General features: G+C 60.7%; 23 protein-coding genes (1 of these 23 only partly in view). 14 read left to right on the top strand and 9 right to left on the bottom strand.

What is annotated here, in order from left to right; all coding sequences use genetic code 11:
- From hrpB to J5289_RS02090, 3 genes are all read left to right on the top strand, one after another.
- A protein-coding gene (gene hrpB, locus J5289_RS02100) for an ATP-dependent helicase HrpB (RefSeq protein WP_209187662.1) crosses the window boundary here: on the top strand, window positions 1–1,526 show its 3' portion. The gene continues 940 nt to the left of window position 1, outside the view; the window shows 1,526 of its 2,466 coding nt (coding positions 941–2,466); its start codon lies beyond the left edge, outside the window; its stop codon occupies window positions 1,524–1,526.
- A gap of 28 nt (window positions 1,527–1,554) precedes the next feature.
- Window positions 1,555–2,865, top strand: coding sequence for an ActS/PrrB/RegB family redox-sensitive histidine kinase (locus J5289_RS02095; protein WP_209185461.1), 1,311 nt, complete (start codon window positions 1,555–1,557; stop codon window positions 2,863–2,865).
- A gap of 84 nt (window positions 2,866–2,949) precedes the next feature.
- The gene (locus J5289_RS02090) at window positions 2,950–3,531 is read left to right on the top strand and encodes an ActR/PrrA/RegA family redox response regulator transcription factor (RefSeq protein WP_142828634.1); all 582 of its coding nucleotides are present in this window, start codon (window positions 2,950–2,952) and stop codon (window positions 3,529–3,531) included.
- 4 nt (window positions 3,532–3,535) lie between these two features.
- On the opposite strand, the gene J5289_RS02085 is transcribed toward J5289_RS02090, so the two are convergent.
- On the bottom strand, window positions 3,536–4,024 hold the full coding sequence (locus J5289_RS02085; protein WP_142828636.1) for an MmcB family DNA repair protein: 489 nt from the start codon (window positions 4,022–4,024) through the stop codon (window positions 3,536–3,538).
- A gap of 173 nt (window positions 4,025–4,197) precedes the next feature.
- Here J5289_RS02085 and J5289_RS02080 point away from each other — a divergent pair, with 173 nt between their 5' ends.
- A complete protein-coding gene (locus J5289_RS02080) occupies window positions 4,198–4,872 on the top strand; it encodes a L,D-transpeptidase (RefSeq protein WP_142828638.1) in 675 nt (224 codons plus the stop codon).
- A gap of 193 nt (window positions 4,873–5,065) precedes the next feature.
- On the opposite strand, the gene J5289_RS02075 is transcribed toward J5289_RS02080, so the two are convergent.
- The 4 genes from J5289_RS02075 to hslV all read right to left on the bottom strand — a co-directional run bounded on the left by J5289_RS02075 (window position 5,066) and on the right by hslV (window position 8,725).
- Complete coding sequence (locus tag J5289_RS02075) at window positions 5,066–6,019, bottom strand: DUF1402 family protein (RefSeq protein ID WP_209185460.1); 954 nt, start codon at window positions 6,017–6,019, stop codon at window positions 5,066–5,068.
- A gap of 295 nt (window positions 6,020–6,314) precedes the next feature.
- Window positions 6,315–6,680 (bottom strand): hypothetical protein, encoded by a 366-nt coding sequence (locus tag J5289_RS02070; protein WP_209185459.1) that lies wholly within the window; start codon window positions 6,678–6,680, stop codon window positions 6,315–6,317.
- Between the two features lie 161 nt (window positions 6,681–6,841).
- Window positions 6,842–8,149, bottom strand: a complete 1,308-nt coding sequence (gene hslU, locus J5289_RS02065; protein ID WP_209185458.1) for an ATP-dependent protease ATPase subunit HslU — start codon at window positions 8,147–8,149, stop codon at window positions 6,842–6,844.
- 45 nt (window positions 8,150–8,194) lie between these two features.
- Window positions 8,195–8,725 carry an ATP-dependent protease subunit HslV gene (gene hslV / locus J5289_RS02060; protein WP_209185457.1) on the bottom strand — a complete coding sequence of 177 codons (531 nt, stop codon included), beginning with the start codon at window positions 8,723–8,725 and terminating at the stop codon, window positions 8,195–8,197.
- 211 nt (window positions 8,726–8,936) lie between these two features.
- On the opposite strand from hslV, the gene hisB reads away from it, so the two are divergent.
- From hisB to coaA, 7 genes are read left to right on the top strand one after another with little or no spacing between them, the layout of a single operon-like run.
- Window positions 8,937–9,545, top strand: a complete 609-nt coding sequence (gene hisB, locus J5289_RS02055; protein WP_209185456.1) for an imidazoleglycerol-phosphate dehydratase HisB — start codon at window positions 8,937–8,939, stop codon at window positions 9,543–9,545.
- Between the two features lie 26 nt (window positions 9,546–9,571).
- Complete coding sequence (locus J5289_RS02050) at window positions 9,572–10,051, top strand: DUF2628 domain-containing protein (protein ID WP_209185455.1); 480 nt, start codon at window positions 9,572–9,574, stop codon at window positions 10,049–10,051.
- 3 nt (window positions 10,052–10,054) lie between these two features.
- Window positions 10,055–10,705, top strand: a complete 651-nt coding sequence (gene hisH / locus J5289_RS02045) for an imidazole glycerol phosphate synthase subunit HisH (RefSeq protein ID WP_209185454.1) — start codon at window positions 10,055–10,057, stop codon at window positions 10,703–10,705.
- Window positions 10,706–10,733: 28 nt separating this feature from the next.
- Window positions 10,734–11,483 (top strand): 1-(5-phosphoribosyl)-5-[(5-phosphoribosylamino)methylideneamino]imidazole-4-carboxamide isomerase, encoded by a 750-nt coding sequence (hisA, locus tag J5289_RS02040; RefSeq protein WP_209185453.1) that lies wholly within the window; start codon window positions 10,734–10,736, stop codon window positions 11,481–11,483.
- Window positions 11,480–12,268: an imidazole glycerol phosphate synthase subunit HisF gene (gene hisF, locus J5289_RS02035; RefSeq protein WP_209185452.1), complete on the top strand. Its 789-nt coding sequence runs from the start codon at window positions 11,480–11,482 to the stop codon at window positions 12,266–12,268. The genes hisA and hisF overlap by 4 nt, the downstream gene beginning before the upstream one ends.
- Window positions 12,269–12,287: 19 nt before the next feature.
- On the top strand, window positions 12,288–12,611 hold the full coding sequence (locus tag J5289_RS02030) for a phosphoribosyl-ATP diphosphatase (RefSeq protein ID WP_209207474.1): 324 nt from the start codon (window positions 12,288–12,290) through the stop codon (window positions 12,609–12,611).
- Complete coding sequence (gene coaA / locus J5289_RS02025) at window positions 12,608–13,603, top strand: type I pantothenate kinase (protein ID WP_209185450.1); 996 nt, start codon at window positions 12,608–12,610, stop codon at window positions 13,601–13,603. The genes J5289_RS02030 and coaA overlap by 4 nt, the downstream gene beginning before the upstream one ends.
- On the opposite strand, the gene J5289_RS02020 is transcribed toward coaA, so the two are convergent.
- From J5289_RS02020 to J5289_RS02005, 4 genes are all read right to left on the bottom strand, one after another.
- Entirely contained in the window at window positions 13,491–14,789 is a 1,299-nt protein-coding gene (locus tag J5289_RS02020) for a glycosyltransferase family 87 protein (RefSeq protein ID WP_209207475.1), read from the bottom strand. The two genes, coaA and J5289_RS02020, sit on opposite strands and share 113 nt — an antisense overlap.
- Before the next feature lie 26 nt (window positions 14,790–14,815).
- Window positions 14,816–15,424 (bottom strand): alpha-ketoglutarate-dependent dioxygenase AlkB, encoded by a 609-nt coding sequence (locus tag J5289_RS02015; protein ID WP_142828661.1) that lies wholly within the window; start codon window positions 15,422–15,424, stop codon window positions 14,816–14,818.
- Between the two features lie 61 nt (window positions 15,425–15,485).
- Window positions 15,486–15,923, bottom strand: coding sequence for an alternative ribosome rescue aminoacyl-tRNA hydrolase ArfB (gene arfB, locus J5289_RS02010; protein WP_142828663.1), 438 nt, complete (start codon window positions 15,921–15,923; stop codon window positions 15,486–15,488).
- A 118-nt stretch (window positions 15,924–16,041) separates the two neighbouring features.
- Window positions 16,042–17,652 carry a phosphoenolpyruvate carboxykinase gene (locus J5289_RS02005; protein ID WP_142828811.1) on the bottom strand — a complete coding sequence of 537 codons (1,611 nt, stop codon included), beginning with the start codon at window positions 17,650–17,652 and terminating at the stop codon, window positions 16,042–16,044.
- Between the two features lie 353 nt (window positions 17,653–18,005).
- Here J5289_RS02005 and J5289_RS02000 point away from each other — a divergent pair, with 353 nt between their 5' ends.
- The 3 genes from J5289_RS02000 to J5289_RS01990 all read left to right on the top strand — a co-directional run bounded on the left by J5289_RS02000 (window position 18,006) and on the right by J5289_RS01990 (window position 21,039).
- Window positions 18,006–18,740 (top strand): response regulator transcription factor, encoded by a 735-nt coding sequence (locus J5289_RS02000; protein ID WP_202617211.1) that lies wholly within the window; start codon window positions 18,006–18,008, stop codon window positions 18,738–18,740.
- Between the two features lie 77 nt (window positions 18,741–18,817).
- On the top strand, window positions 18,818–20,593 hold the full coding sequence (locus tag J5289_RS01995; RefSeq protein ID WP_209185448.1) for a sensor histidine kinase: 1,776 nt from the start codon (window positions 18,818–18,820) through the stop codon (window positions 20,591–20,593).
- Window positions 20,593–21,039: an HPr kinase/phosphorylase gene (locus J5289_RS01990; RefSeq protein WP_209185447.1), complete on the top strand. Its 447-nt coding sequence runs from the start codon at window positions 20,593–20,595 to the stop codon at window positions 21,037–21,039. The genes J5289_RS01995 and J5289_RS01990 overlap by 1 nt, the downstream gene beginning before the upstream one ends.
- Window positions 21,040–21,146 lie beyond the last annotated feature (107 nt).

Here is a 21,146-nt window from a genome sequence, read left to right as displayed (position 1 = left end):
AAACGGTGCGGGTGTCTCGCGCTTCGGCAGACCAGCGAGCGGGACGCGCCGGACGGACGGAGCCGGGTATTGCAATCCGGCTCTGGCATCCCGGCCAGACGGCGGCGCTGCCGGCGTTTACACCGCCGCAGATACTCTCCAGCGATCTTTCAAGTCTGGCGCTCGACCTTGCCCACTGGGGCGTCGAGGATCCCGGCAGTCTCGCCTTCGTCGATCAGCCGCCGGCCGGGACGCTTTTCGAGGCGCGGAGCTTGCTCAGGCAACTGGGAGGGCTCGATCACGCTAACGGGCTTACCACACGCGGCCGGACGATGCGGGCGATGGCACTTCCACCCCGCCTGGCGGCGATGGTGATCTCAGCCGCCGGAAACGGCCAGGCACGCGAGGCGGCGATGCTGGCCGTGCTTTTGACCGAACAGGGGTTGGGAGGGCAAAGCATCGACTTGGAGGAACGGCTGCGGCGGTTTCGGGGCGAAAAAAGCGAGCGGGCCGAGGCAGCGCGACGACTGGTGGCAAGACTGGTGGCAACTGCCGGGGGCAGCAAAGGCGGCGGCGAACCGGTGATGGCCGGAACGCTGCTGCTGCACGCCTTTCCCGATCGTATCGCCCTGCAGCGGGGCGGTCGCGGCCGGTTCGTCATGGCCAATGGCCGTGGTGCCGAGCTGCCGGAGACGGAGCGGCTGTCGGGTGCAACGATGCTTGTCGTCGCGGACCTTACCGGTCGTGCCGCGCAGGGCCGGATTCTCAGTGCTGCCGAGATTACGCGCGGCGATGTCGAAACCGAGCTGCCGGATAGCATCGTGACTGAAGATCAATGCCTATTCGACAAGACGAGCCGGCAAGTCCGGGCCCGGCGGGTGACGCGGCTCGGGGCCATTGTCCTCGATGAGACGCCCCTGCCGCGTCCCTCCGGGCGCGAGGTAGCTGCGGCGCTGGCAGAGGGGATCCGCGAACTCGGGCTTGGCGTACTCACCTTCTCCAAGGAAGCCGCCCAGCTGCGCGACCGGATCGGCTTTCTGCACCGAACGATCGGGGAGCCTTGGCCAGATATGAGCGACGAGGCCCTGCTCATCCGGCTCGACGATTGGTTCGTACCGTATCAGGGCGACGCGCGGGGGCTATCCGATATTTCCACCGGCGGACTATCGAACGGGCTGATGTCGTTGCTGCCGCATGATTTACAACGGGAACTCGGCCGGATGGCACCGACGCATTTCGAGGCGCCGACGGGGCAGCGCCACCCCATCCATTACGATGGGACGGAGCCGCTGCTGACCATTCGGGTGCAGGAGCTGTTCGGGCTTCGCCAGCATCCCTCCATCGGCGGCGGACGTTTGCCGCTGGTGCTGGAATTGACCTCGCCGGCGCACCGGCCGATCCAGACGACGCGCGATCTGCCGGGCTTCTGGGCCGGAACCTGGAAGGACGTGCGCGCCGACATGCGCGGTCGCTATCCTCGCCACCCCTGGCCCGAGGATCCGGCAGCCGCCGCGCCGACCACCCGCGTGAAGCCGCGCGGCACTTGAGTGCATCCGCCGTGAAGGAGTGAGCAGCATGATTGCCGAAAATGAAAGCCTCTTGCCGGGCAATCACCACACCAGCCGGCGCGTGCGGCTGCAGACGCTGGTCCGCCTACGCTGGCTTGCCGTCGGTGGCCAGGCCGCGACGGTGGCCATCGTCGCCTTCTGGCTGCAGTTTCCACTACCCTTACTGCCCTGCTGCGTGCTGATCGCCTGCCTTGCCTGGATCAACCTGTTCCTGACCTTGCGCTATCCGCCGACGCACCGGCTGGATGCGCCGGCCACCTTCGCCCTTCTGGGACTGGATCTGCTGCAGCTGTGCGGCCTGCTGTTCATCACCGGCGGCCTTGCCAATCCGTTTTCGATCCTGGTCTGCGTGCCCGTCATCATCTCCTTCGCTTCCCAGCCCATCCGCTACAGCATGACGCTGATCCTTGCGGCGATGGTGGCGATCACGTCGCTTGCCTTTTCGCCTTTCCCGCTCCCTTGGTATGCCGGGGGCATCGTCTCCATCAATGAGGTCATGCAGCTCGGCGTCTGGTGTTCCATCGCATCGACGATGGCCTTCGCCGCCTTCTATGCCTATCGCGTCTCCATGGAGGCGAGCCAGCTGGCCGATGCGCTGGCGGCGACCGAGCTGGTGCTGCAGCGGGAGAAGCATCTATCGCAGCTGGACGGACTGGCGGCGGCAGCGGCACACGAGCTCGGAACGCCGCTGGCGACGATCAGCATCGTTGCCAAGGAGATGGAGCGGGAACTCGGTCACGACGAGCGTTACCGGGAGGACGTGGCGCTGCTGCGCAGCCAGAGCGAGCGCTGCCGCGACATCCTGCGGCGGATTACGACGTTGTCAGCGGAAAACGAGGCGCATATGCGCTATCTGACGCTGTCATCGATGATGGAGGAAATTCTCGCCCCGCATCGCGAATTCGGAATCAAGCTGACGCTGGTCGAGGAGACCCCCAGGGCCGGCGAGCCGGTGCTCAACCGGAATGCCGGGATCATGTACGGGCTCGGCAACCTGGTGGAAAATGCTGTCGACTATGCCCGCGAGATGGTGACTGTCACGGTAGCGTTCGATGCCGAAACTCTGGCGATCACCATTGAAGACGACGGGGTCGGCTATGCGCCCGATATCTTGACCCGCATCGGTGAGCCCTATGTAACGACACGGCAGCGTGACGATGCCGCAGGCGGTCTCGGGCTTGGCCTGTTTATTGCGAAGACACTGCTGGAGCGCTCCGGCGCAACCCTGACATTTGGAAACCGCGAGGCGGAGACTTCAGGGGCACGGATCCGCATCGAATGGCCTCGTGTCTTGATAGACAGCAATTCGACAAACTGAGCCGACGGGCTTATGACCAGTGCTCACGACGCTATATATATACACGCAGGATATATGCAGGCGGAAAACCGCCGGGATCACGGAATGACAGATCTAGACCACGACATCGAGACACTTGCCTCCAGCGACGGTGATATCGGCCCGGATCCGAGCCTGCTGATCGTCGACGACGACGGCCCGTTTCTGAGGCGGCTCGCCCGGGCTATGGAAGCACGCGGCTTTCTCGTCGAAACGGCCGACAGCGTTGCGGAAGGCGTGACGAAATCGAAGGCCCACCCGCCGAAATATGCGGTCATCGACCTGCGGCTGGGCGACGGTAACGGCCTCGACGTCATCGAAGCCATTCGGCAGCGCCGCGGCGACACCCGAGTGATCGTCCTAACCGGCTACGGCAACATCGCTACCGCCGTCACCGCCGTGAAGCTTGGTGCGGTGGACTATCTCTCCAAGCCGGCTGACGCCGACGATGTTTATGCAGCGCTGACGCAGAGGCCAGGCGGAAAGGCCGACGTGCCGGAAAACCCGATGTCAGCCGACCGGGTGCGCTGGGAACACATCCAGCGGGTCTACGAGATGTGCGAGCGCAACGTTTCGGAGACGGCGCGGCGTCTCAATATGCATCGGCGTACGCTACAGCGGATCCTGGCCAAGCGGGCGCCTAAATAGCGGGCTATTCGATCGGAAGCGGTTTGCCGATTGCCCATTCTGCCGCGAGCAGTCGTTGAGCGGCGACGCGCGAGAAATTGAGCGTGACGGCGCGGCGGGTGGTTGGCGGCAACCTGTGCTCAGGCGCCTCACGCACCATGTGGGCGCCGTAGCCGTCGGACAGGATCAGGCCGCATTCTTGCGGAAAGATATCGAGCGGCACGTCCTTGTGCGTGGCAAAGAACAGGCGGTCGCATTGCAGCCGGTAGTCCGGCCATTTCCGATCGACGCGAAAGTCCTCCACGGACGACTTGATCTCGATGATCCAGATCTCGCCCTTTTCGCTGAGGCTGATGAGATCGGCCCGCCTGCCGCCGGCGAGCGTCAACTCCGGCAGGACTGCATGCCTCATCTCGTGGAGCAGGCGCTGGGCGCCCTTGCGCACCAGCATCGCCCGCTCGGACTGGCGACCATCTATTAACGGATTGTTATTGTATAGGCTGAGAATCGTCATGATTTAACCAGTCTAGACCAAGTTTTGTTGCAAAAAAACCATGGGTTCCCAAATCGCGGCTCACACGATTATTTGTGCGACGCGTTTGCTTGCAATGCGGTGATATCGAAAATAAACCTTCCCAGAGATGGTTGGCAAAACCCTGAATTCCGGACACAAAATCGAGAGACCCCATGCGCTTCAGCAATGCAATGACTGTATTGGGCCTTGTCGCGGCGTTTGCCGCGGCCGGCTATTCTTCCACAGCGATGGCTGCGCCGATTACCGCGCCTAGCTCTTCGGTCGAAACGCTGAAGACGTTTGACGGCGACTACGGGGTCACCCAGGATTCTGGCTTCTCGCTTCCTGCTATCCCGATCCAGAAGGTCAAGCCGGAGTTCCGCCGCCAGATCATCAGCTATCAGACAACGGAATCGCCGGGCACGATCATCGTTAACACCCGCGAACGTCATCTCTATTACATCCTGCCGGATGGCCAGGCCATGCGCTACGGCATCAGCGTCGGTAAGGCTGGCTTTGCCTGGTCGGGCAACGCCTACGTTGCCTGGAAGCAGGAATGGCCAAATTGGCACCCGCCGAAGGAAATGGCAGAGCGCCGGCCGGAAATCGCCAAGTTTGTTGAAGGCGGCATGAATCCAGGCCTCGAAAACCCGCTCGGCGCCCGTGCAATGTATCTCTACAACGACAAGGGCCAGGACACCTTGTTCCGCCTGCACGGAACGCCGGAATGGGCATCCATCGGTACGGCAGCATCTTCGGGCTGCATTCGCCTGATCAACCAGGACGTCATCGATCTCTACAGCCGCGTCCTCCCGGGCCATACGACCAAAGTCGTCGTCATCCAGTAGATTTCACATCTCATCGACATCAGCGGCTGCCGGATAACTTCCGGCAGCCTTTTTTATTGGTATGGATCGGGTCGCGGGGGCAGTATGACTGTTCCCTTTTCGCAGCCAGTGTCACTGGCCTCGCAAAGATCGACGCTCAGGGAAAAACGCCGCTGGCTCAACTCGCTGATTTGCGTGCGGGGTCGCGCAGAGATTAAAGCAGCGACTTCAGATCATCCAGCTTGTCATTGATCAGCCAGCCGTAATAATTCTCTTCAGGCCAGACAGGCTGGCTGGCGCCCCTGTTGCGCGCGGCAAGGGCCGTGGCGCGCTGACGGGAATTTCCGACATTATAGAGGGTGGCGGTGAGGCCCGGGTTGCCGGAAATATCCATGCCGGCGATCGAGCGGTAGTCGTCTATCGAGCGGCGGGCAGCGGCGGCAACGAAGGCGAGCGAGATATCCGGATCCATGATGGCGTGATAGACATCGCCGGCCTTGCGCTCGTCGAGCTTCGGGATGCCTGATGTTCGCGACACCATGTCAGACAGCATCAGTGCCGTCAGTGGATTGATCTGGCCGAGGCCAAAGGTCTGGCCAGCGTAGAAGGGCTGGAAGAATACGGCGCTGAAGCGATTGTTGGGAAAAGATTTTCCGTCGACGGTTTTTCCCTTGAAGGCGTCGTTCCAGACATCCTCGCGGCATGTCCAGAGGCTGTAGGAATCGCTTTTTCCGTTGCACTTGGCAAACTGTGGACGGGCGACGAAATCATCGACGTTCTCGCCATTGTAGGCGAACTTGAAGCTTTCGCCGGCGTAGGAAGCAGCCTTGACGTAATAGGACTGCAGGCCGTCATAGGCATCGACATTATAGGTATGCTCGCCGACGAGTGCCCCGACGACATGGATGGGATCGATGCCATAGGCGCGCGACACAGCTTTGATCTTCGACATCAGCTTGCTGTCGGTTGCCAGCAACTGGCGGACCTTCTGGTACTTGCGATCGAAACTGGAATTGGTGCCCTTGGTGCGGCGAACAGAGGCGCCCGGGATGTCAGGTTGCTCGGCATTGCGGTTACCGGGGGGTACAGTCAGGATACCGGCAGCATTTGCAGGGATCGAGCCAAGGCTCAGGACGGCAACCAGGAGGGAAATGAGAATGCGTCGCACGATTGGCTGCCCCGTCGAAGGTTTATCGGTCTTTCCGGAGGCGTGGATCACAATCTTGGCCGAATAATGCCAACCCGACGCCGACGCCCCAAGGAAACTGACCATCACCTAAAAAGTTAACGGCCCGGTGTCGAGAGGTTATGGTTGAAAAACCAGGAATAACGTCGGGCGCTGACTGCAGAGGTCGAAAGTCTGTCAAACAGAAAGGACGCGACCTGCAGCGTGTCAGGTCGCGTCTGTCGTTTGCTACAAACTGGATATCGATGCGTCGGCGCTGCGCTGCGAAAGCGCGACCTTAGTTACAGACGCGGATCTGTTCCCGGTGCCAGCCGTCGTCATATTGGTTCTGAACCGGGCGATCCTCGAACCAGCAGCGGGGCGGCGGAGGTGGGGGCGGCGGTGCGTAACCATAGCCACCGTCGTTGCCATTGGCCAAAGCGCCGCCGATCAGGCCGCCAAGTACGCCGGCGGCGATGCCACCGGCAATGATGCCGCCATTGTTATTGTGGTGATGGCGCCGCTGCGGGGGTGGCGGGCCACGGTCCCAGCCATCGTCCTGCGGAGGACGGCGGTATTGGGCTTCGGCAGTGCTTGCGGTGCTAAGCGCGCCTCCGGCGACCGACGCCAGGATCAGCATTGATAGAACGGTCTTCTTAAACATTGCCACCTCCACGAAGGCTCGGGAACTGGGCCTGAACCCAACGAATCGAAGCCAACTCATAGTGACTAATATATTTCATTTAGCTTAATGGCCGATGAATGCCGCGTTCATCGTGGGCCCCCAGTCCCGACACAAGGAGGGGACCGAGGGCAGCGCTGGCGCTAAAGGATGTAACGCGACAGATCGGTGTTGGCGGCGAGATCGCCGACGTGTTTCTGAACATAGGCCGCGTCGATGGTGAGCGACGCACCGCCGCGATCAGGTGCATTGTAGGAGATGTCGTCCAGCACGCGCTCCATCACCGTCTGAAGGCGACGGGCACCGATATTCTCGACCGAAGAGTTCAGGTGTACGGCGACATCCGCCAACGCGTCGAGCGCGTCATCGGTGAAATCGAGTGAGAAGCCTTCGGTGTCCATCAGCGCCTTGTACTGGCGGATGAGGCTTGCCTCCGTCTCGGTCAGGATGCGGCGCATGTCATCCTTGCTGAGCGGCTTAAGCTCGACGCGGATCGGCAGGCGGCCCTGGAGTTCGGGCAGCAGGTCCGATGGTTTGGAGACATGGAAGGCGCCCGATGCGATGAACAGAATATGGTCCGTTTTAACAGGTCCATATTTCGTCGACACGGTGGTGCCCTCGACCAGCGGCAGCAGGTCGCGCTGGACGCCTTCGCGGGACACCCCCGCGCCGATGCCGCCCTCACGGGTAGCGATCTTGTCGATCTCGTCGAGGAAAACGATACCGTCGTTCTCGGCCGAGCGTACCGCTTCTCGCTGGACAACTTCATTATCGACCAGCTTGTCAGATTCATCCCGTATCAGATCGGCGTAGGAAGCCTTGACCGTGGTGCGGACCTTCTTGGTCTTGTTGCCCATGGCCTTGCCGAACATTTCAGACAGGTTGAGAACGCCGATATTGGCGCCAGGCATGCCGGGGATCTCGAAACCCGAACCGGCGGAAGCAGTATCGGCGATTTCGATGTCGATTTCCTTGTCGTCGAGTTCACCGTCCCGCAGCTTCTTGCGGAAGCTTTCGCGGGTGGCCGGCGAGGCAGTGGCGCCGACGAGAGCGTCGAGCACACGTTCCTCGGCGCTCATGTGGGCCTTCGATTCCACCTCGGCACGCATCTTCTCGCGCACCAGGCCGATGCCGACCTCGACGAGGTCACGGATGATCTGCTCGACGTCGCGGCCAACATAGCCGACTTCGGTGAACTTCGTGGCTTCCACCTTGATGAAGGGCGCACCGGCAAGCTTGGCGAGGCGACGGGAGATTTCCGTCTTGCCGACACCGGTCGGTCCGATCATCAGGATGTTCTTCGGCATGACTTCATCGCGCAGGTCGGGCTCCAGCTGCTGGCGACGCCAGCGATTGCGGAGCGCGATTGCGACGGCGCGCTTGGCCTCATGCTGGCCAATAATGTAACGGTCGAGTTCGGAGACGATCTCGCGGGGGGAGAAATTGGTCATTATACTGCTTTCCCATCGGGGCTGGAAACGATCAGGAGAGAAAACTCAGGAGTCAGAATTGATCGATTCGATGACGATGCTGTGGTTGGTGTAGACGCAGATGTCGGCGGCGATATCGAGCGCGCGGCGGGCGATCTCCTCGGCCGATCTATCCGTGTCCATCAGCGCGCGGGCGGCGGCAAAGGCATAGTTGCCACCGGAGCCGATAGCGACGGTGCCATGTTCCGGCTCCAGCACGTCGCCGTTGCCGGTCAGCGCCAGGGTAGTGGTCTTGTCGGCGACAAGCATCATCGCTTCGAGATTGCGCAGGTACTTGTCTGTCCGCCAATCCTTGGCAAGTTCGACGGCAGCGCGCATCAGCTGGCCCGGATATTGTTCGAGCTTCTTCTCAAGGCGGTCCAGCAGCGTGAAGGCATCGGCTGTGGCGCCGGCAAAACCGGCGATGACCTCGCCGTCCTTGCCAATGCGACGGACCTTGCGAGCGTTGCCTTTCATTACGGTCTGGCCGAGGCTGACCTGTCCGTCGCCTGCCATGACCACCTGGTTGCCCTTCCGGACGGTAATAATCGTTGTCATAAAGCACCTGTCTGCCCGATGATCGGGCGGTTTCAGTGAGCCGCGCATCGGCCCTGTTGAAGCCTATGTAAGTGGGCTTCCGGCGATTGCAAATATCACTCTTTTCGGTTCCGGTTCGCCTCACGGCGCAAAGGCGCGCCCGTTGTGCGGGAACTTCTGGATATTTTCGCATGTGGCTGATATGGACGGCCATTATCCGATGGAGCAGGCCATGGCAGACACCGCAGCCAAACGCACGGCGAGCATTTCCCGCGCGACCAACGAGACCTCGGTTTCGGTTACCGTCAACCTCGACGGCACCGGCGCTTCGAAAATCTCGACAGGCGTCGGGTTCTTCGACCATATGCTCGACCAGCTATCGCGCCATTCGCTAATCGACATGGAAATCGAGACCAAAGGCGATCTCCACGTTGACGATCATCATGCTGTCGAGGACACCGGTATTGCCATCGGCCAGGCGATCTCCAAGGCGCTGGGCGACCGGCGGGGTATCACCCGCTACGCCTCGATTGATCTTGCCATGGACGAGACGATGACCATGGCCGCCGTCGATCTCTCCGGCCGGCCCTTCCTCGTCTGGAACGTGCAGTTCAGTGCGCCGAAGATCGGTAGCTTCGACACAGAGCTAGTGCGCGAGTTTTTCCAGGCACTGGCACAGAACGCCGGCATCACGTTGCATATTCTCAACCACTATGGCGCCAACAACCATCATATCGCTGAAACCTGCTTCAAGGCCGTGGCCCGTGCATTGCGGACGGCCACCGAGATCGATCCCCGCCAGGCGGGTCGCGTGCCATCGACCAAGGGCACCCTCGCCTGAACCGGAATTTTTAGCGGAGCGCCCCGATGGCGAGTTTTATAGTTCTGACACCCGAGAGCGGACCGGGCAGAGATCACGAGAAAACGCGCTTCGTACGCGATGGCTTTTCGCTGACCGCATTCTTCTTTCCCGGCATCTGGCTGCTCTGCCATCGTTTCTGGCTGCTCGGGATAGGCGCCTTGCTTCTCCAAGGCATCGGGATGGAATTGATGCGGACGCCCGCTCTCTGGGCTGCCGGAGTGTCGCTGCTGCTTGCGGTCAGTGTCCTCTCTGCAGTTGAAGGGCGAATGCTGTTTGCCAGCCGCCTTTTGGCCAACGGCTTCGTTGCCGGTGGCCTGGTGTCGACGCGCAATCTCGCCGAGGCCGAAGATATCTATTTCAGTGGCCTTTCGGAGGAAGTGCCGGAGGATATCCGCGCTGCACGCTGGGATATTCGAGAAAACTCTGCTGGCAACCCACACAAGGGTGCTGCCCTCGGCCTCATCGGCTACGACGGAGGACGCTGAGCAATGCGCGTTGTCATTATCGACTACGGCTCGGGCAACCTGCGCTCGGCCACCAAGGCCTTCGAGCGCGCTGCCCGAGAAATTGGCATCGACGCCGACATCGAGCTGACCGACAAGGCCGAGCGCGTCGCCTCTGCCGACAGGATCGTGCTGCCGGGCGTTGGCGCCTACGCCGATTGTCGCCGCGGGCTTGGCGCCGTGGACGGCATGTCCGAGGCGCTGGCGGAAGCCGTCGAGCATAAGGCTCGGCCTTTCTTCGGCATTTGCGTCGGCATGCAGCTGATGTCGTCGCGCGGGCTGGAGAAGACCACCACGCAAGGTCTCGGCTGGATCAAGGGCGACGTCGTGGAAATGACGCCATCCGATCCGTCGCTGAAAATCCCGCAGATCGGCTGGAACACGCTCGACCTGCGTCGTCCGCATGCGCTGTTCGACGGCATAAAGACGGGGCAGGACGGCCTGCATGCCTATTTCGTGCATTCTTATCACCTGGCAGCGGCTGACGACGGTGACATCATCGCCACCACGAACTACGGCGGCGCGATGACGGCTTTCGTCGGGCGGGACAATATGGTGGGGGCCCAGTTCCACCCTGAGAAGAGCCAGACGCTCGGCCTTACCCTGATTTCCAATTTCCTGCGCTGGCAGCCCTGATGGCGCGCGCCCTGAACGGACCGATACGATGATCCTTTTTCCCGCCATCGACCTCAAGGACGGCCAGTGCGTGCGGCTGAAGCTCGGCGACATGGACCAGGCCACTGTCTATAATCCGGACCCGGCAGCACAGGCAAAGACCTTCCAGGACCAGGGTTTCGAGTGGTTGCACGTGGTCGATCTCAATGGTGCGTTTGCAGGCAAGAGCGTCAACGGCAACGCTGTCGATGACATTCTCAAGGCAACCAGTAATCCGGTGCAACTCGGCGGCGGCATTCGGACGCTGGAGCATATCGAAAGCTGGCTTTCGCGCGGTCTAGCCCGCGTCATTCTTGGAACCGTTGCAGTGCGCGATCCGGCGCTGGTCATCGAAGCTTGCCGCAACTTTCCGGGCCAAGTCGCGGTCGGCATCGACGCCAAGGGTGGCAAGGTGGCTGTCGAGGGCTGGGCCGAAGCCTCGGAACTCGGCGTCATAGACCTCGCCCGGAAATTTGAAGGCGCTGGCGTCGCCGCGATCATCTACACGGACATCGACCGCGACGGCATTCTCGCCGGCATCAACTGGCCATCGACATTAGAACTGGCCGGGGCAGTTTCCATCCCCGTGATTGCCTCCGGCGGCCTGGCGTCGATCGACGACATCCGGCGCATGCTGCAACCAGACGCAGCCAAGCTCGAAGGCGCGATTTCCGGCCGAGCGCTTTACGATGGACGGATAGATCCGACCGAAGCGCTCAGGCTGATCAAGGATGCTCGCACTACGGAGGTGGCACTTTGACCCTCAAGGCGCGCATCATCCCATGCCTCGACGTCAAGGACGGACGCGTCGTCAAGGGTGTCAATTTCGTCGACCTGATCGATGCCGGTGACCCCGTCGAAGCCGCCAAGGCCTATGACGCGGCCGGTGCCGACGAACTTTGCTTCCTCGACATCACAGCCTCTTCCGACGGTCGCGATACCATTTTCGAGGTCGTAGCCCAGACGGCAGAGCATTGCTTCATGCCGCTCACCGTCGGCGGCGGCGTCCGCGCCGTCTCCGATATTCGCCGGCTACTGCTGGCGGGTGCCGACAAGGTGGCGATCAACTCCGCCGCCGTTGCAAATCCGGATTTCGTCGCGCAAGCCGCAGACAAATTCGGCAACCAGTGCATCGTCGTCTCGATCGATGCCAAGCGTCGCCGCAGCCAGGGCGTCGGCCAGGATAATGTGAGCGCCTGGGAGATCTATACCCATGGCGGGCGCAATGCGACAGGCATCGATGCGGTTGAATTTGCTGCGCGCATGGTGGAACGCGGCGCCGGCGAACTGCTGGTAACGTCTATGGATCGGGACGGCACGAAGAGTGGCTACGATCTGGAGCTGACGCGGGCGATTGCCGATGCCGTGCGCGTGCCGGTCATTGCATCCGGCGGCGTCGGCACGCTGGACGACCTTGTTGCCGGCGTCACAGAAGGTCACGCCACTGCCGTTCTGGCAGCATCGATTTTTCACTTCGGCACCTATTCGATCGGCGAGGCAAAGCGCTATATGTCGAAGCATGGCATAGCCATGCGGCTCGACTGACCGGGGGAAACGAGGCGAAATGAGCGGATTTACCCTTTCCGATCTGGAAAAGATCGTCGACCACCGCTCTCGGGCGGGCGCCGAAGAATCCTGGACTGCCAAGCTCGTCGCGGGAGGCCAGGCCAAGGCTGCCAAAAAGCTCGGCGAAGAGGCGATCGAGGCGGTGATGGCTGCCGTTGTCAACGATCGCGAGAACCTCACCTATGAGGCCGCTGATCTCCTGTACCATCTGATGGTGGTGCTGAACATCGCCGAGATCCCTCTCAATGACGTTCTAGCCGAGCTTGAAAGACGCACTCTGCAATCCGGCCTCACTGAAAAGGCCGGTCGGCAGAGCTCATGACGTCACTCAGCAAGCCCGCATCTGCGCCCGAACCGCTGGACCATTTTCAGGCCAACGCCTATTCGCCCTATCATTTCTTCTCGTCCGGGGAGTGGGCGAAGTTTCGCGCCGATACGCCGTTGACCCTGACGGCCGACGAAGTCGACAGACTGCGGTCGATGGGCGATCCGATCGACCTCGATGAGGTCCGGCGCATCTATTTGTCCGTATCCCGGCTGCTTTCGGCCCACGTCGAATCGTCGCAAATCCTGTTCGAACAGCGCAATCGCTTTCTCAGCCTCGAAAATGTCGCCAAGACGCCTTTTGTCATTGGCATCGCCGGATCGGTCGCAGTCGGCAAATCGACAACGGCCCGTATCCTGAAGGAACTGCTTGGCCGCTGGCCGTCCAGCCCGAAGGTCGACCTGATCACCACGGACGGATTTCTGCACCCCAATGCGGAATTGCAGCGGCGCAACCTGATGCAGCGCAAGGGCTTTCCCGACAGCTACGACACCGGGGCGCTGCTGCGCTTCCTGTCGGCGATCAAGGCAGGCCGGCCCAATGTGGCGGCTCCCTGCTACTCGCATCTGGTCTACGATGTGCTGCCCAACGAATTCAAGATCGTCGACCGTCCCGATATCCTCATCTTCGAAGGCATAAACGTGCTGCAGTCCCGACATCTGCCGGCCGATGGGAAGATCGTGCCGATGGTGTCGGATTTTTTCGACTTTTCGATCTACATCGATGCGGACGAGAAGCTGGTCCGCAAATGGTACGTGCGACGCTTCATGAAATTGCGTGAAACGGCCTTCCGTGACCCGAACTCGTTTTTCCATCGCTATGCGTCGATCACCGAGGAAGAGGCTCTCCTGACGGCCGAAGGCCTCTGGAAGAACATCAATTTGCGGAACCTGCGACAGAATATCCTGCCGACGCGACCGCGGGCGGACCTGATCCTGCGCAAGGGTCAGGATCATCTGATCGAACAGGTGGCTCTCCGCAAGCTTTAGCGGTTTCCAGACAATCGCCAATCCGGCGTTCGTCCCGCCAGATATTCCAGCATGTCCAGGCGGCAACAATCGTCGGCACGAGGACGCCAATCAGCGGCAGGCTCCGGACGAGGATATGATTGACCAGCGGGTAAAACCAGGCGACCCCCAACAAGATGGTCGGTTCCCGACGTTTACAGAAGAACAGCGCCGCCGCGACACTCAGCGGTATTGCATCGTAAACATAGCCGTAAGGGGTGGCGACGATCGCCAGAACCGCCGTGAGACAGGTGCGCGTGGCATGATCGACGCGGCGGCGTGGCCGCCAAAGCCAACATGCCGCCGCGATGCTGGCAGCGGAAAAGACGGCTTGTACCGCATAGGCAGCGCCGACCCCCAGTCCCAGCGATCGGGAGAGGAGGAAGGACGTCATGCCGTTGCTTTGATAGCCTTGCGGGTATGGCGCCTCGAGGATTGCGGTCATCATCGGCCGCGTCTTGGTGAAAAACAGCACCCAGCTTTCCCAGCCGAATACGGCACCTGCTATCACGGCCAGAAACGAGGCGGTCACGGCTGCGGCGACGATGGAGCGGTAGTTTCCGCTTGCCAGCAGGCAGAACGGTACCAATAGCCCTATCTGTGGTTTTACTGTCAGCAGACCAAGGATAATGCCCGCAATGACGGGTCGAGACGGCGCGAGTAGCAGTCCGGATAGCAGCAAGGCAGCGGTTAGCGCGCCGTTTTGACCAAATATCACGTTCATCACAGCGGCCGGAGATATGATGACTAGAAGGCGCACCCATAGTGGAAGCGAGAGCATTTGCAGGGAGGCGAACAGCGGCAACAATGTTGCAAATGTCCAGACGAGATAGGCGGGCAGCAGCGGTAAACCGGCAAGCGGCAGACCCAACAGCAGGAAGGACGGCGGGTAACTCCATTCCTGGTCCGGCATGAACGGTGATATCAAGGCCCTCAAGTCATGCCTATAAATATCGACATTGAAGAGATCGGCAACCTGTCCCCTGAGCGCCAAGACGGCACCGCCCCAGAGATTGGTGAAATCCCAGTACGGTAATTTCTGCGAAACCTCGGAAAGGCCGTGCGCGTCTAAAGTCCATAAAAGGAAAAGTTGTCGGACACCGAGATACAGGCCTAAGACCACGACATACACGGCGAGTCCCCGCGCAAATGCATGTCTGTCAGTCATGTCGAGGTCCCCGGGTTTCCTGCAAACTATGGCTTCACGCGTCTTAATGTGAGGTTTATGCGACCGCCGCTCCTGAGCAGCGTCGAGGTTGACGGGTAGATGCGGTCGACACCGTGGAAGCAGAGCCTGCCTTCGCCTCCCAGCACGACGATATCGCCGCTGGCAAGCTTGATGGACGATGTCTTGTCAGTCCTGGAGGCCCCGCCGATGCGGAAGAGACAGCTGTTGCCGAGCGAGATGGAGACGACGGGTGCGCCCAGATCCTGCTCGTCCTTGTCCTGATGAAGACCCATCTTTGCGTCGTCGTCGTAAAAATTGACGAGGCAGGCTTCCGGCGGCTTTTCATAGCCGGCCACCTCGACCCAAAGCGCCAGCAGAGACTCCGGGATTGCCGGCCATGGCCGCTCGGTGCCCGGATGGGTCGATTGATACCGATAGCCCCGCTGCTTGTCCGTGACCCAGCCAAGCGGGCCGCAGTTTGTCATGCGCACCGACATCGGCTTGCCGGTGCCGGGCATGGCCGGAACGAATAGCGGCGCCTCGGCGACAACCGCGCGGATCTGCTCGACCAGCGCCTCCTGCGCAGTGCGATCGAGATAACCCGGCAGGTGACGAATTCCGTTCGACAGCATCATGGTCGGTGCTCCGCGATCATCCTGACAGTGATTTGGGGTGACGAATGCCGACAAACAGTGCTCAATCGCTGCCGTCGGATTTTCCGCGCAATTTCTTTACCTCGGAGCGCCCGGACTTCGCCTTCAACCGGCGTTCGACGGATCCCTTGGTAGGCCGGGTCTTACGACGGGGCGGCGGAGGCGGCAACGCCGCCTCGAGGATCAGTTCCTTCAGGCGGTCGCGGGCATCCTCCCGGTTACGGTCCTGGCTTCGGAAACGGCTTGCCTCGATCATCAGCACGCCGTCCTTCGACAGCCGCCGGCCAGCCAGCTTGATGGCATTGGCTTTGACACGTTCACTCAGCGACGGCGAGTTGACGAGGGTGAAGAACAGCTGAACAGCAGTCGACACCTTGTTGACGTTCTGGCCCCCGGGACCACCGGCAAGAACGAACTGTTCCGTCAGTTCCCAGCCGGCGATGGTGATCCGGTCGTTGATGTAAAGTGCGTCGCTGGCCATTGGTCTCTCCAGGCCCGTCTATCCCATATTGCCGGACGCTTGAAAACAGGGGAGCGCGCAAAAGCTAAACCCGGCGGAAAGACCGCCGGGTTTCACGTGAATCACCAAATACGGATGCCTATTCGGCGGCAACCCGCATGCCCGGTGCTGCGTCGCGCACTCCCCCATCGACATGTTGCTCGAACTTCGTGAAGTTGGTAACGAACATCTGCACGAGCTTGCTGGCCTGGGCATCGTAGGCTGCAGGATCGGCCCAGGTGGAGCGCGGATCGAGGATATTGCCATCTACGCCCGCGACCGAAACCGGCACGGCAAAACCGAAGTTCGGATCGATGCGGAACTCCGCCTTGTCCAGGTCGCCCTTCAGTGCGGCAGCGAGCAGTGCCCGTGTTGCCTTGATGGGCATGCGGCGGCCGGTGCCATAGGCGCCACCTGTCCAGCCGGTGTTGACCAACCAGCAGTCGACGCCATGACGGCCAATCAGCTCTTTCAGGAGATTGCCGTATTCGGCCGGATGACGTGGCATGAACGGGGCGCCAAAACAGGTCGAGAAAGTAGCTTCCGGCTCGGTGACGCCCTTTTCGGTTCCTGCGACCTTGGCGGTGTAGCCGGACAGGAAATGATACATGGCCTGGTCGGGTGTCAGCCGGGCAATCGGAGGCATGACGCCAAATGCGTCGGCGGTTAGCATGATAATCGTCTGTGGGTGGCCGGTCATGCCGCTTTCCGAGGCATTCGGAATGAAGTGCAGCGGATAGGCACTGCGGGTATTTTCCGTCAGCGAGCCATCGTCGAGGTCGGGCACGCCCTCTGCATCGAGCACGACATTTTCCAGAACCGTGCCAAACCTGCGCGTAGTGTCGTAAATCTCAGGCTCTGCTTCTGCCGACAATCGGATGGTCTTGGCGTAGCAGCCGCCTTCGAAATTGAAGATACCATTTTCGCCCCAGCCATGTTCGTCATCGCCGATCAGCGTACGGCTGGGATCGGCAGATAACGTGGTCTTGCCGGTGCCCGACAGCCCGAAGAAGACAGCGGCGTCTCCATCTGGACCGACATTTGCCGAGCAATGCATCGGCATGACGTTGCGGGCCGGCAAGAGGTAGTTCAGCACCGTGAAGACGGCCTTCTTCATTTCGCCAGCGTAGGACGTGCCGCCGATCAGCACCAGGCCCCTGGTGAAGTCGCAGGCGATCACGGTTTCCGTCCGGCAACCATGGCGTTCCGGATCTGCGCGAAAACTGGGAAGGTCGATGATCGTCAGCCTGGGCACGAAGTTTGCCAAGGTCGCCCTATCCGGCCGGATCAACAGATTACGAATGAACAGCGAATGCCAGGCAAATTCCGTGATCACGCGCGACGGCAGCGCGTAGTCGACATCGGCACCGCCGACCAGGTCCTGCACGAACAGGGACAACCCGCCGGCGTGGGCAAGCATGTCCTGGTGCAATTGCGCAAAGTGCGCCGGCGACATGGGCTTGTTGTTGTCCCACCATATCTGGTCCTCCGTGGTTTCGTCGCGGACCACGAACTTGTCTTTTGGGGAACGGCCGGTGTGCTGGCCTGTCAGCGCACGAAGCGCACCGTGGGCGGTCAATTCGGCCTCGCCGCGTCGAATCGCCTCTTCGTAAAGCTGCGCTTCGGGCAGATTGTATCGAACGCTGGCGACGCTGCCCAATCCGATTGTTTCCAGACCGACTGCCGGGTTGTGGTCTCCAAAAACTTGCATCGCCATTTCATCCCCTGTTCCGGCAATCGCCATTGAATGATGACAGCCTTAAGAGCAAAAACTTGGAGACGCAAGAGAGAAAAATCTTAAAAAATCAATGTTTTCAAATATTTAATCGATTTAAATTTCTGTCACATTATTTAAATCGTTTGAATTTTGTCGTTTGGTAATTTTATCGCCACAACTTTTGGTACCCGAGAATGTCCTCGAAAATATCGACCCTTTATCTTTGCCACAATTTGTTCCACCTTTATCCTCCATAAGCGCGCCTGGTTGAGGCCGATCAATTCGGCAGACCGCCTGGGTCGGGGTCCAATTCCGGGAGATGCGCTTAGATGACGGAGACCAACAGCATGCTGACAATCGCGCTCGTAGACGACGACCGCAATATCCTCACCTCGGTCTCCATCGCTCTGGAAGCCGAAGGATACAAGGTCGAGACCTACACGGACGGGGCTTCCGCTCTTGACGGGCTTCTGGCGCGGCCGCCGCAGCTGGCGATCTTCGATATCAAGATGCCGCGCATGGACGGCATGGAGCTTCTTCGTCGCCTTCGTCAGAAATCCGACATCCCGGTCATCTTCCTCACCTCGAAAGACGAGGAAATCGATGAGTTGTTCGGGTTGAAGATGGGCGCCGATGACTTCATCACCAAGCCTTTCTCGCAGCGCTTGCTCGTGGAACGCGTCAAGGCGGTCCTGCGTCGCGCCTCCAACCGCGAAGCTTCGGCGACAGCCGGTAATAGCGGTGGCACACCGAAGGCCGGCGCCGTGCTGCAGGCGCGCTCGCTCGAGCGCGGCCAGCTGGTCATGGACCAGGAACGCCATACCTGCACCTGGAAGGGTGAACCGGTCACGCTGACCGTGACGGAATTCTTGATCCTGCACTCGCTTGCACAGCGGCCCGGCGTGGTCAAAAGTCGCGATGCACTGATGGATGCTGCCTATGACGAACAGGTCTATGTCGACGACCGGACGATCGACAGCCACATCAAGCGGCTGCGCAAGAAATTCAAGATGGTCGATACGGATTTCGATATGATTGAAACGCTCTACGGAGTCGGATATCGCTTCCGCGAAGCTGCCTGAGGCTGAAGCTTCGATGGCGGATACGTATGGGGTGAGCTGGCGGAAATACCGGCCACGCCCTTCGAAAGGGCCGCGGCGTGGCACAGCTTGTGCAGCATAGGGATACGGAAGAGGCGGAGGGACAGGCCGGCAGCCGCTGGACGCATCCGTTCACGCTGATCCGCCGCATTTTCGGCAACGCCGTTTTTTCCAGTCTCACGCGCCGCATCCTTTTCTTCAACCTTGCGGCGCTCATCGTGCTGGTTGGCGGCATTCTCTATCTCAACCAGTTTCGCGAGGGCCTGATCGATGCCCGCGTCGAAAGCCTTTTGACGCAAGGCGAAATCATCGCCGGCGCAGTCTCCGCATCCGCCTCGGTCGACACCAACTCGATCACCATCGATCCGGAAAAGCTACTCGAGTTGCAGGCCGGCCAGAGCATCACGCCGGCGCCCAACGACGATGACCTGGAGTTCCCGATCGATCCGGAAAAGGTAGCACCGGTACTACGGAGGCTTATTTCGCCGACCCGCACCCGGGCTCGCATTTTCGATGCCGATGCCAACCTGCTGCTGGATTCGCGTCATCTCTATTCGCGCGGCCAAGTATTGCGTTACGATCTGCCGCCGGTCGACGACGAAGTCCAGAGCTGGTCGGACTGGTTCAGCGGGCTTCTCAACAAGATGCTGCAACCGGCCAACCTGCCGGTCTACAAGGAAGCCCCTGGCGGCGACGGTTCCATCTATCCCGAGGTGATGAACGCACTCACCGGTGTGCGTGGCGCAGTTGTCCGCAGCACGGAAAAGGGCGAGCTGATCGTTTCCGTCGCCGTCCCTGTGCAGCGCGCCCGCGCCGTGCTTGGCGTCCTGCTTCTGTCCACCCAGGCCGGCGATATCGACAAGATCGTTCACGCAGAACGACTGGCTATCATGCGCGTCTTCGGCGTCGCGACGCTGGTCAATGTGGCGCTGTCGCTGCTGCTGTCATCGACGATCGCCAATCCGCTACGGCGACTGTCGGCTGCGGCCATCCGGGTGCGCAGAGGCTCGAAAGTGCGCGAGGAAATCCCCGATTTTTCCGCTCGCCAAGACGAAATCGGCAATCTGTCGATTGCGCTCAGGGAAATGACGACTGCCCTCTATGACCGCATCGACGCCATCGAAAGCTTCGCGGCCGATGTCAGCCACGAGCTCAAGAACCCGCTGACGTCGCTGCGCAGCGCCGTCGAAACGCTGCCGCTCGCACGCAACGACGATTCCAAAAAGCGGTTGATGGATGTCATCCAGCACGATGTCCGGCGGCTTGATCGCCTGATCAGCGACATCTCCGACGCGTCGCGCCTGGATGCCGAACTGGCGCGCAGCGATGCCGAGCAGATCGACATGGAAGTCCTGCTGCGTGACATGGTCGACCTGTCGCAGCAGGTACGCCATAGCAAGAAAGCCGTAGAGATCGACTATGTCGTCGACCGCAAGCCGGGAGCAAAAACACGCTTCCTCATTAACGGTCACGAACTGCGCATCAGCCAGATCATCACCAACCTGATCGAAAATGCCAGGTCCTTCGTCCCAGCCGACGGCGGCAAGATCGTCGTGCGCCTGTCACGGACGCGAACACGTTGCCTGGTGCACATCGAAGACAACGGTCCCGGCATCCAGGCGGAAGACATCGACAGGATTTTCGAGCGTTTCTACACAGACAGACCTGAAGCCGAAGGATTCGGACAGAATTCCGGGCTCGGCCTGTCGATCAGCCGGCAGATTGCCGAGGCGCATAACGGTTCGCTGAGGGCGGAAAACATCATCGATGCCGACACCGGAAAATCGCGCGGCGCTCGCTTTATCCTGTCCCTCCCCGCCGAGGCCAGCGCCTGATGCGAGAGGCGATCAACATCCACGGCACCGCTATCGTGGTCGGCGCGACCGGGCTGCTCTTTCTCGGACCCTCCGGCATCGGAAAATCGGCCCTCGCCTTTGCCTGTCTCGCATCGGCCAGACAGTTGGGGCTGTCGTCGGCGCTCGTAGCTGACGATCGCGTGCTTGTCGCGCGTCGCGACGGCAGCGTCATTGCCGAATGTCCACCGTCCATCGCAGGGCTCATCGAGATCCGCGGCACCGGGATCCTCCGGATCGGCAGCGTCCTTTCCAACCAGATGCATTTCGCAGTCTTGCCTGTCGACCTTGCGACCGCCGAAAGGCTTCCGCCGGAAGGTGCCGAGATCGAGGTCTCCGAGGGCATCGTTCTGCCGGCGATCCACCTTTCAAAAACAAGTATCAATCCGCTTGCCATCATCATGGCGATGCATCCGCAGTGCTTCTGATGGCGGCAACCCGAGCAAAGGATGAGGGCCAATCTCCGCATTTTACGCTTGCACTTCGGCTTTTCATGGCCAAGATGTCCCCCCACCGGTGGACGCGATTGCTGCGT

Source organism: Rhizobium sp. B230/85, from assembly GCF_019355735.1.
Lineage (GTDB): Bacteria > Pseudomonadota > Alphaproteobacteria > Rhizobiales > Rhizobiaceae > Rhizobium > Rhizobium rhododendri.
Note: the sequence above shows the minus strand (reverse complement) of the source record. Positions and strands in the feature narration are given on the sequence as shown.

What these genes read in the sequence shown, in the direction of transcription:
- J5289_RS02095 (WP_209185461.1), top strand. Translation starts at nt 1,555, where the DNA reads ATGATTGCCGAAAATGAAAGCCTCTTGCCGGGCAATCACCACACCAGC.
- J5289_RS02090 (WP_142828634.1), top strand. Translation starts at nt 2,950, where the DNA reads ATGACAGATCTAGACCACGACATCGAGACACTTGCCTCCAGCGACGGT.
- J5289_RS02085 (WP_142828636.1), bottom strand. Translation starts at nt 4,024, where the DNA reads ATGACGATTCTCAGCCTATACAATAACAATCCGTTAATAGATGGTCGC.
- J5289_RS02080 (WP_142828638.1), top strand. Translation starts at nt 4,198, where the DNA reads ATGCGCTTCAGCAATGCAATGACTGTATTGGGCCTTGTCGCGGCGTTT.
- J5289_RS02070 (WP_209185459.1), bottom strand. Translation starts at nt 6,680, where the DNA reads ATGTTTAAGAAGACCGTTCTATCAATGCTGATCCTGGCGTCGGTCGCC.
- hslU (WP_209185458.1), bottom strand. Translation starts at nt 8,149, where the DNA reads ATGACCAATTTCTCCCCCCGCGAGATCGTCTCCGAACTCGACCGTTAC.
- hslV (WP_209185457.1), bottom strand. Translation starts at nt 8,725, where the DNA reads ATGACAACGATTATTACCGTCCGGAAGGGCAACCAGGTGGTCATGGCA.
- hisB (WP_209185456.1), top strand. Translation starts at nt 8,937, where the DNA reads ATGGCAGACACCGCAGCCAAACGCACGGCGAGCATTTCCCGCGCGACC.
- J5289_RS02050 (WP_209185455.1), top strand. Translation starts at nt 9,572, where the DNA reads ATGGCGAGTTTTATAGTTCTGACACCCGAGAGCGGACCGGGCAGAGAT.
- hisH (WP_209185454.1), top strand. Translation starts at nt 10,055, where the DNA reads ATGCGCGTTGTCATTATCGACTACGGCTCGGGCAACCTGCGCTCGGCC.
- hisA (WP_209185453.1), top strand. Translation starts at nt 10,734, where the DNA reads ATGATCCTTTTTCCCGCCATCGACCTCAAGGACGGCCAGTGCGTGCGG.
- J5289_RS02030 (WP_209207474.1), top strand. Translation starts at nt 12,288, where the DNA reads ATGAGCGGATTTACCCTTTCCGATCTGGAAAAGATCGTCGACCACCGC.
- coaA (WP_209185450.1), top strand. Translation starts at nt 12,608, where the DNA reads ATGACGTCACTCAGCAAGCCCGCATCTGCGCCCGAACCGCTGGACCAT.
- J5289_RS02020 (WP_209207475.1), bottom strand. Translation starts at nt 14,789, where the DNA reads ATGACTGACAGACATGCATTTGCGCGGGGACTCGCCGTGTATGTCGTG.
- J5289_RS02015 (WP_142828661.1), bottom strand. Translation starts at nt 15,424, where the DNA reads ATGATGCTGTCGAACGGAATTCGTCACCTGCCGGGTTATCTCGATCGC.
- arfB (WP_142828663.1), bottom strand. Translation starts at nt 15,923, where the DNA reads ATGGCCAGCGACGCACTTTACATCAACGACCGGATCACCATCGCCGGC.
- J5289_RS02005 (WP_142828811.1), bottom strand. Translation starts at nt 17,652, where the DNA reads ATGCAAGTTTTTGGAGACCACAACCCGGCAGTCGGTCTGGAAACAATC.
- J5289_RS02000 (WP_202617211.1), top strand. Translation starts at nt 18,006, where the DNA reads ATGCTGACAATCGCGCTCGTAGACGACGACCGCAATATCCTCACCTCG.
- J5289_RS01990 (WP_209185447.1), top strand. Translation starts at nt 20,593, where the DNA reads ATGCGAGAGGCGATCAACATCCACGGCACCGCTATCGTGGTCGGCGCG.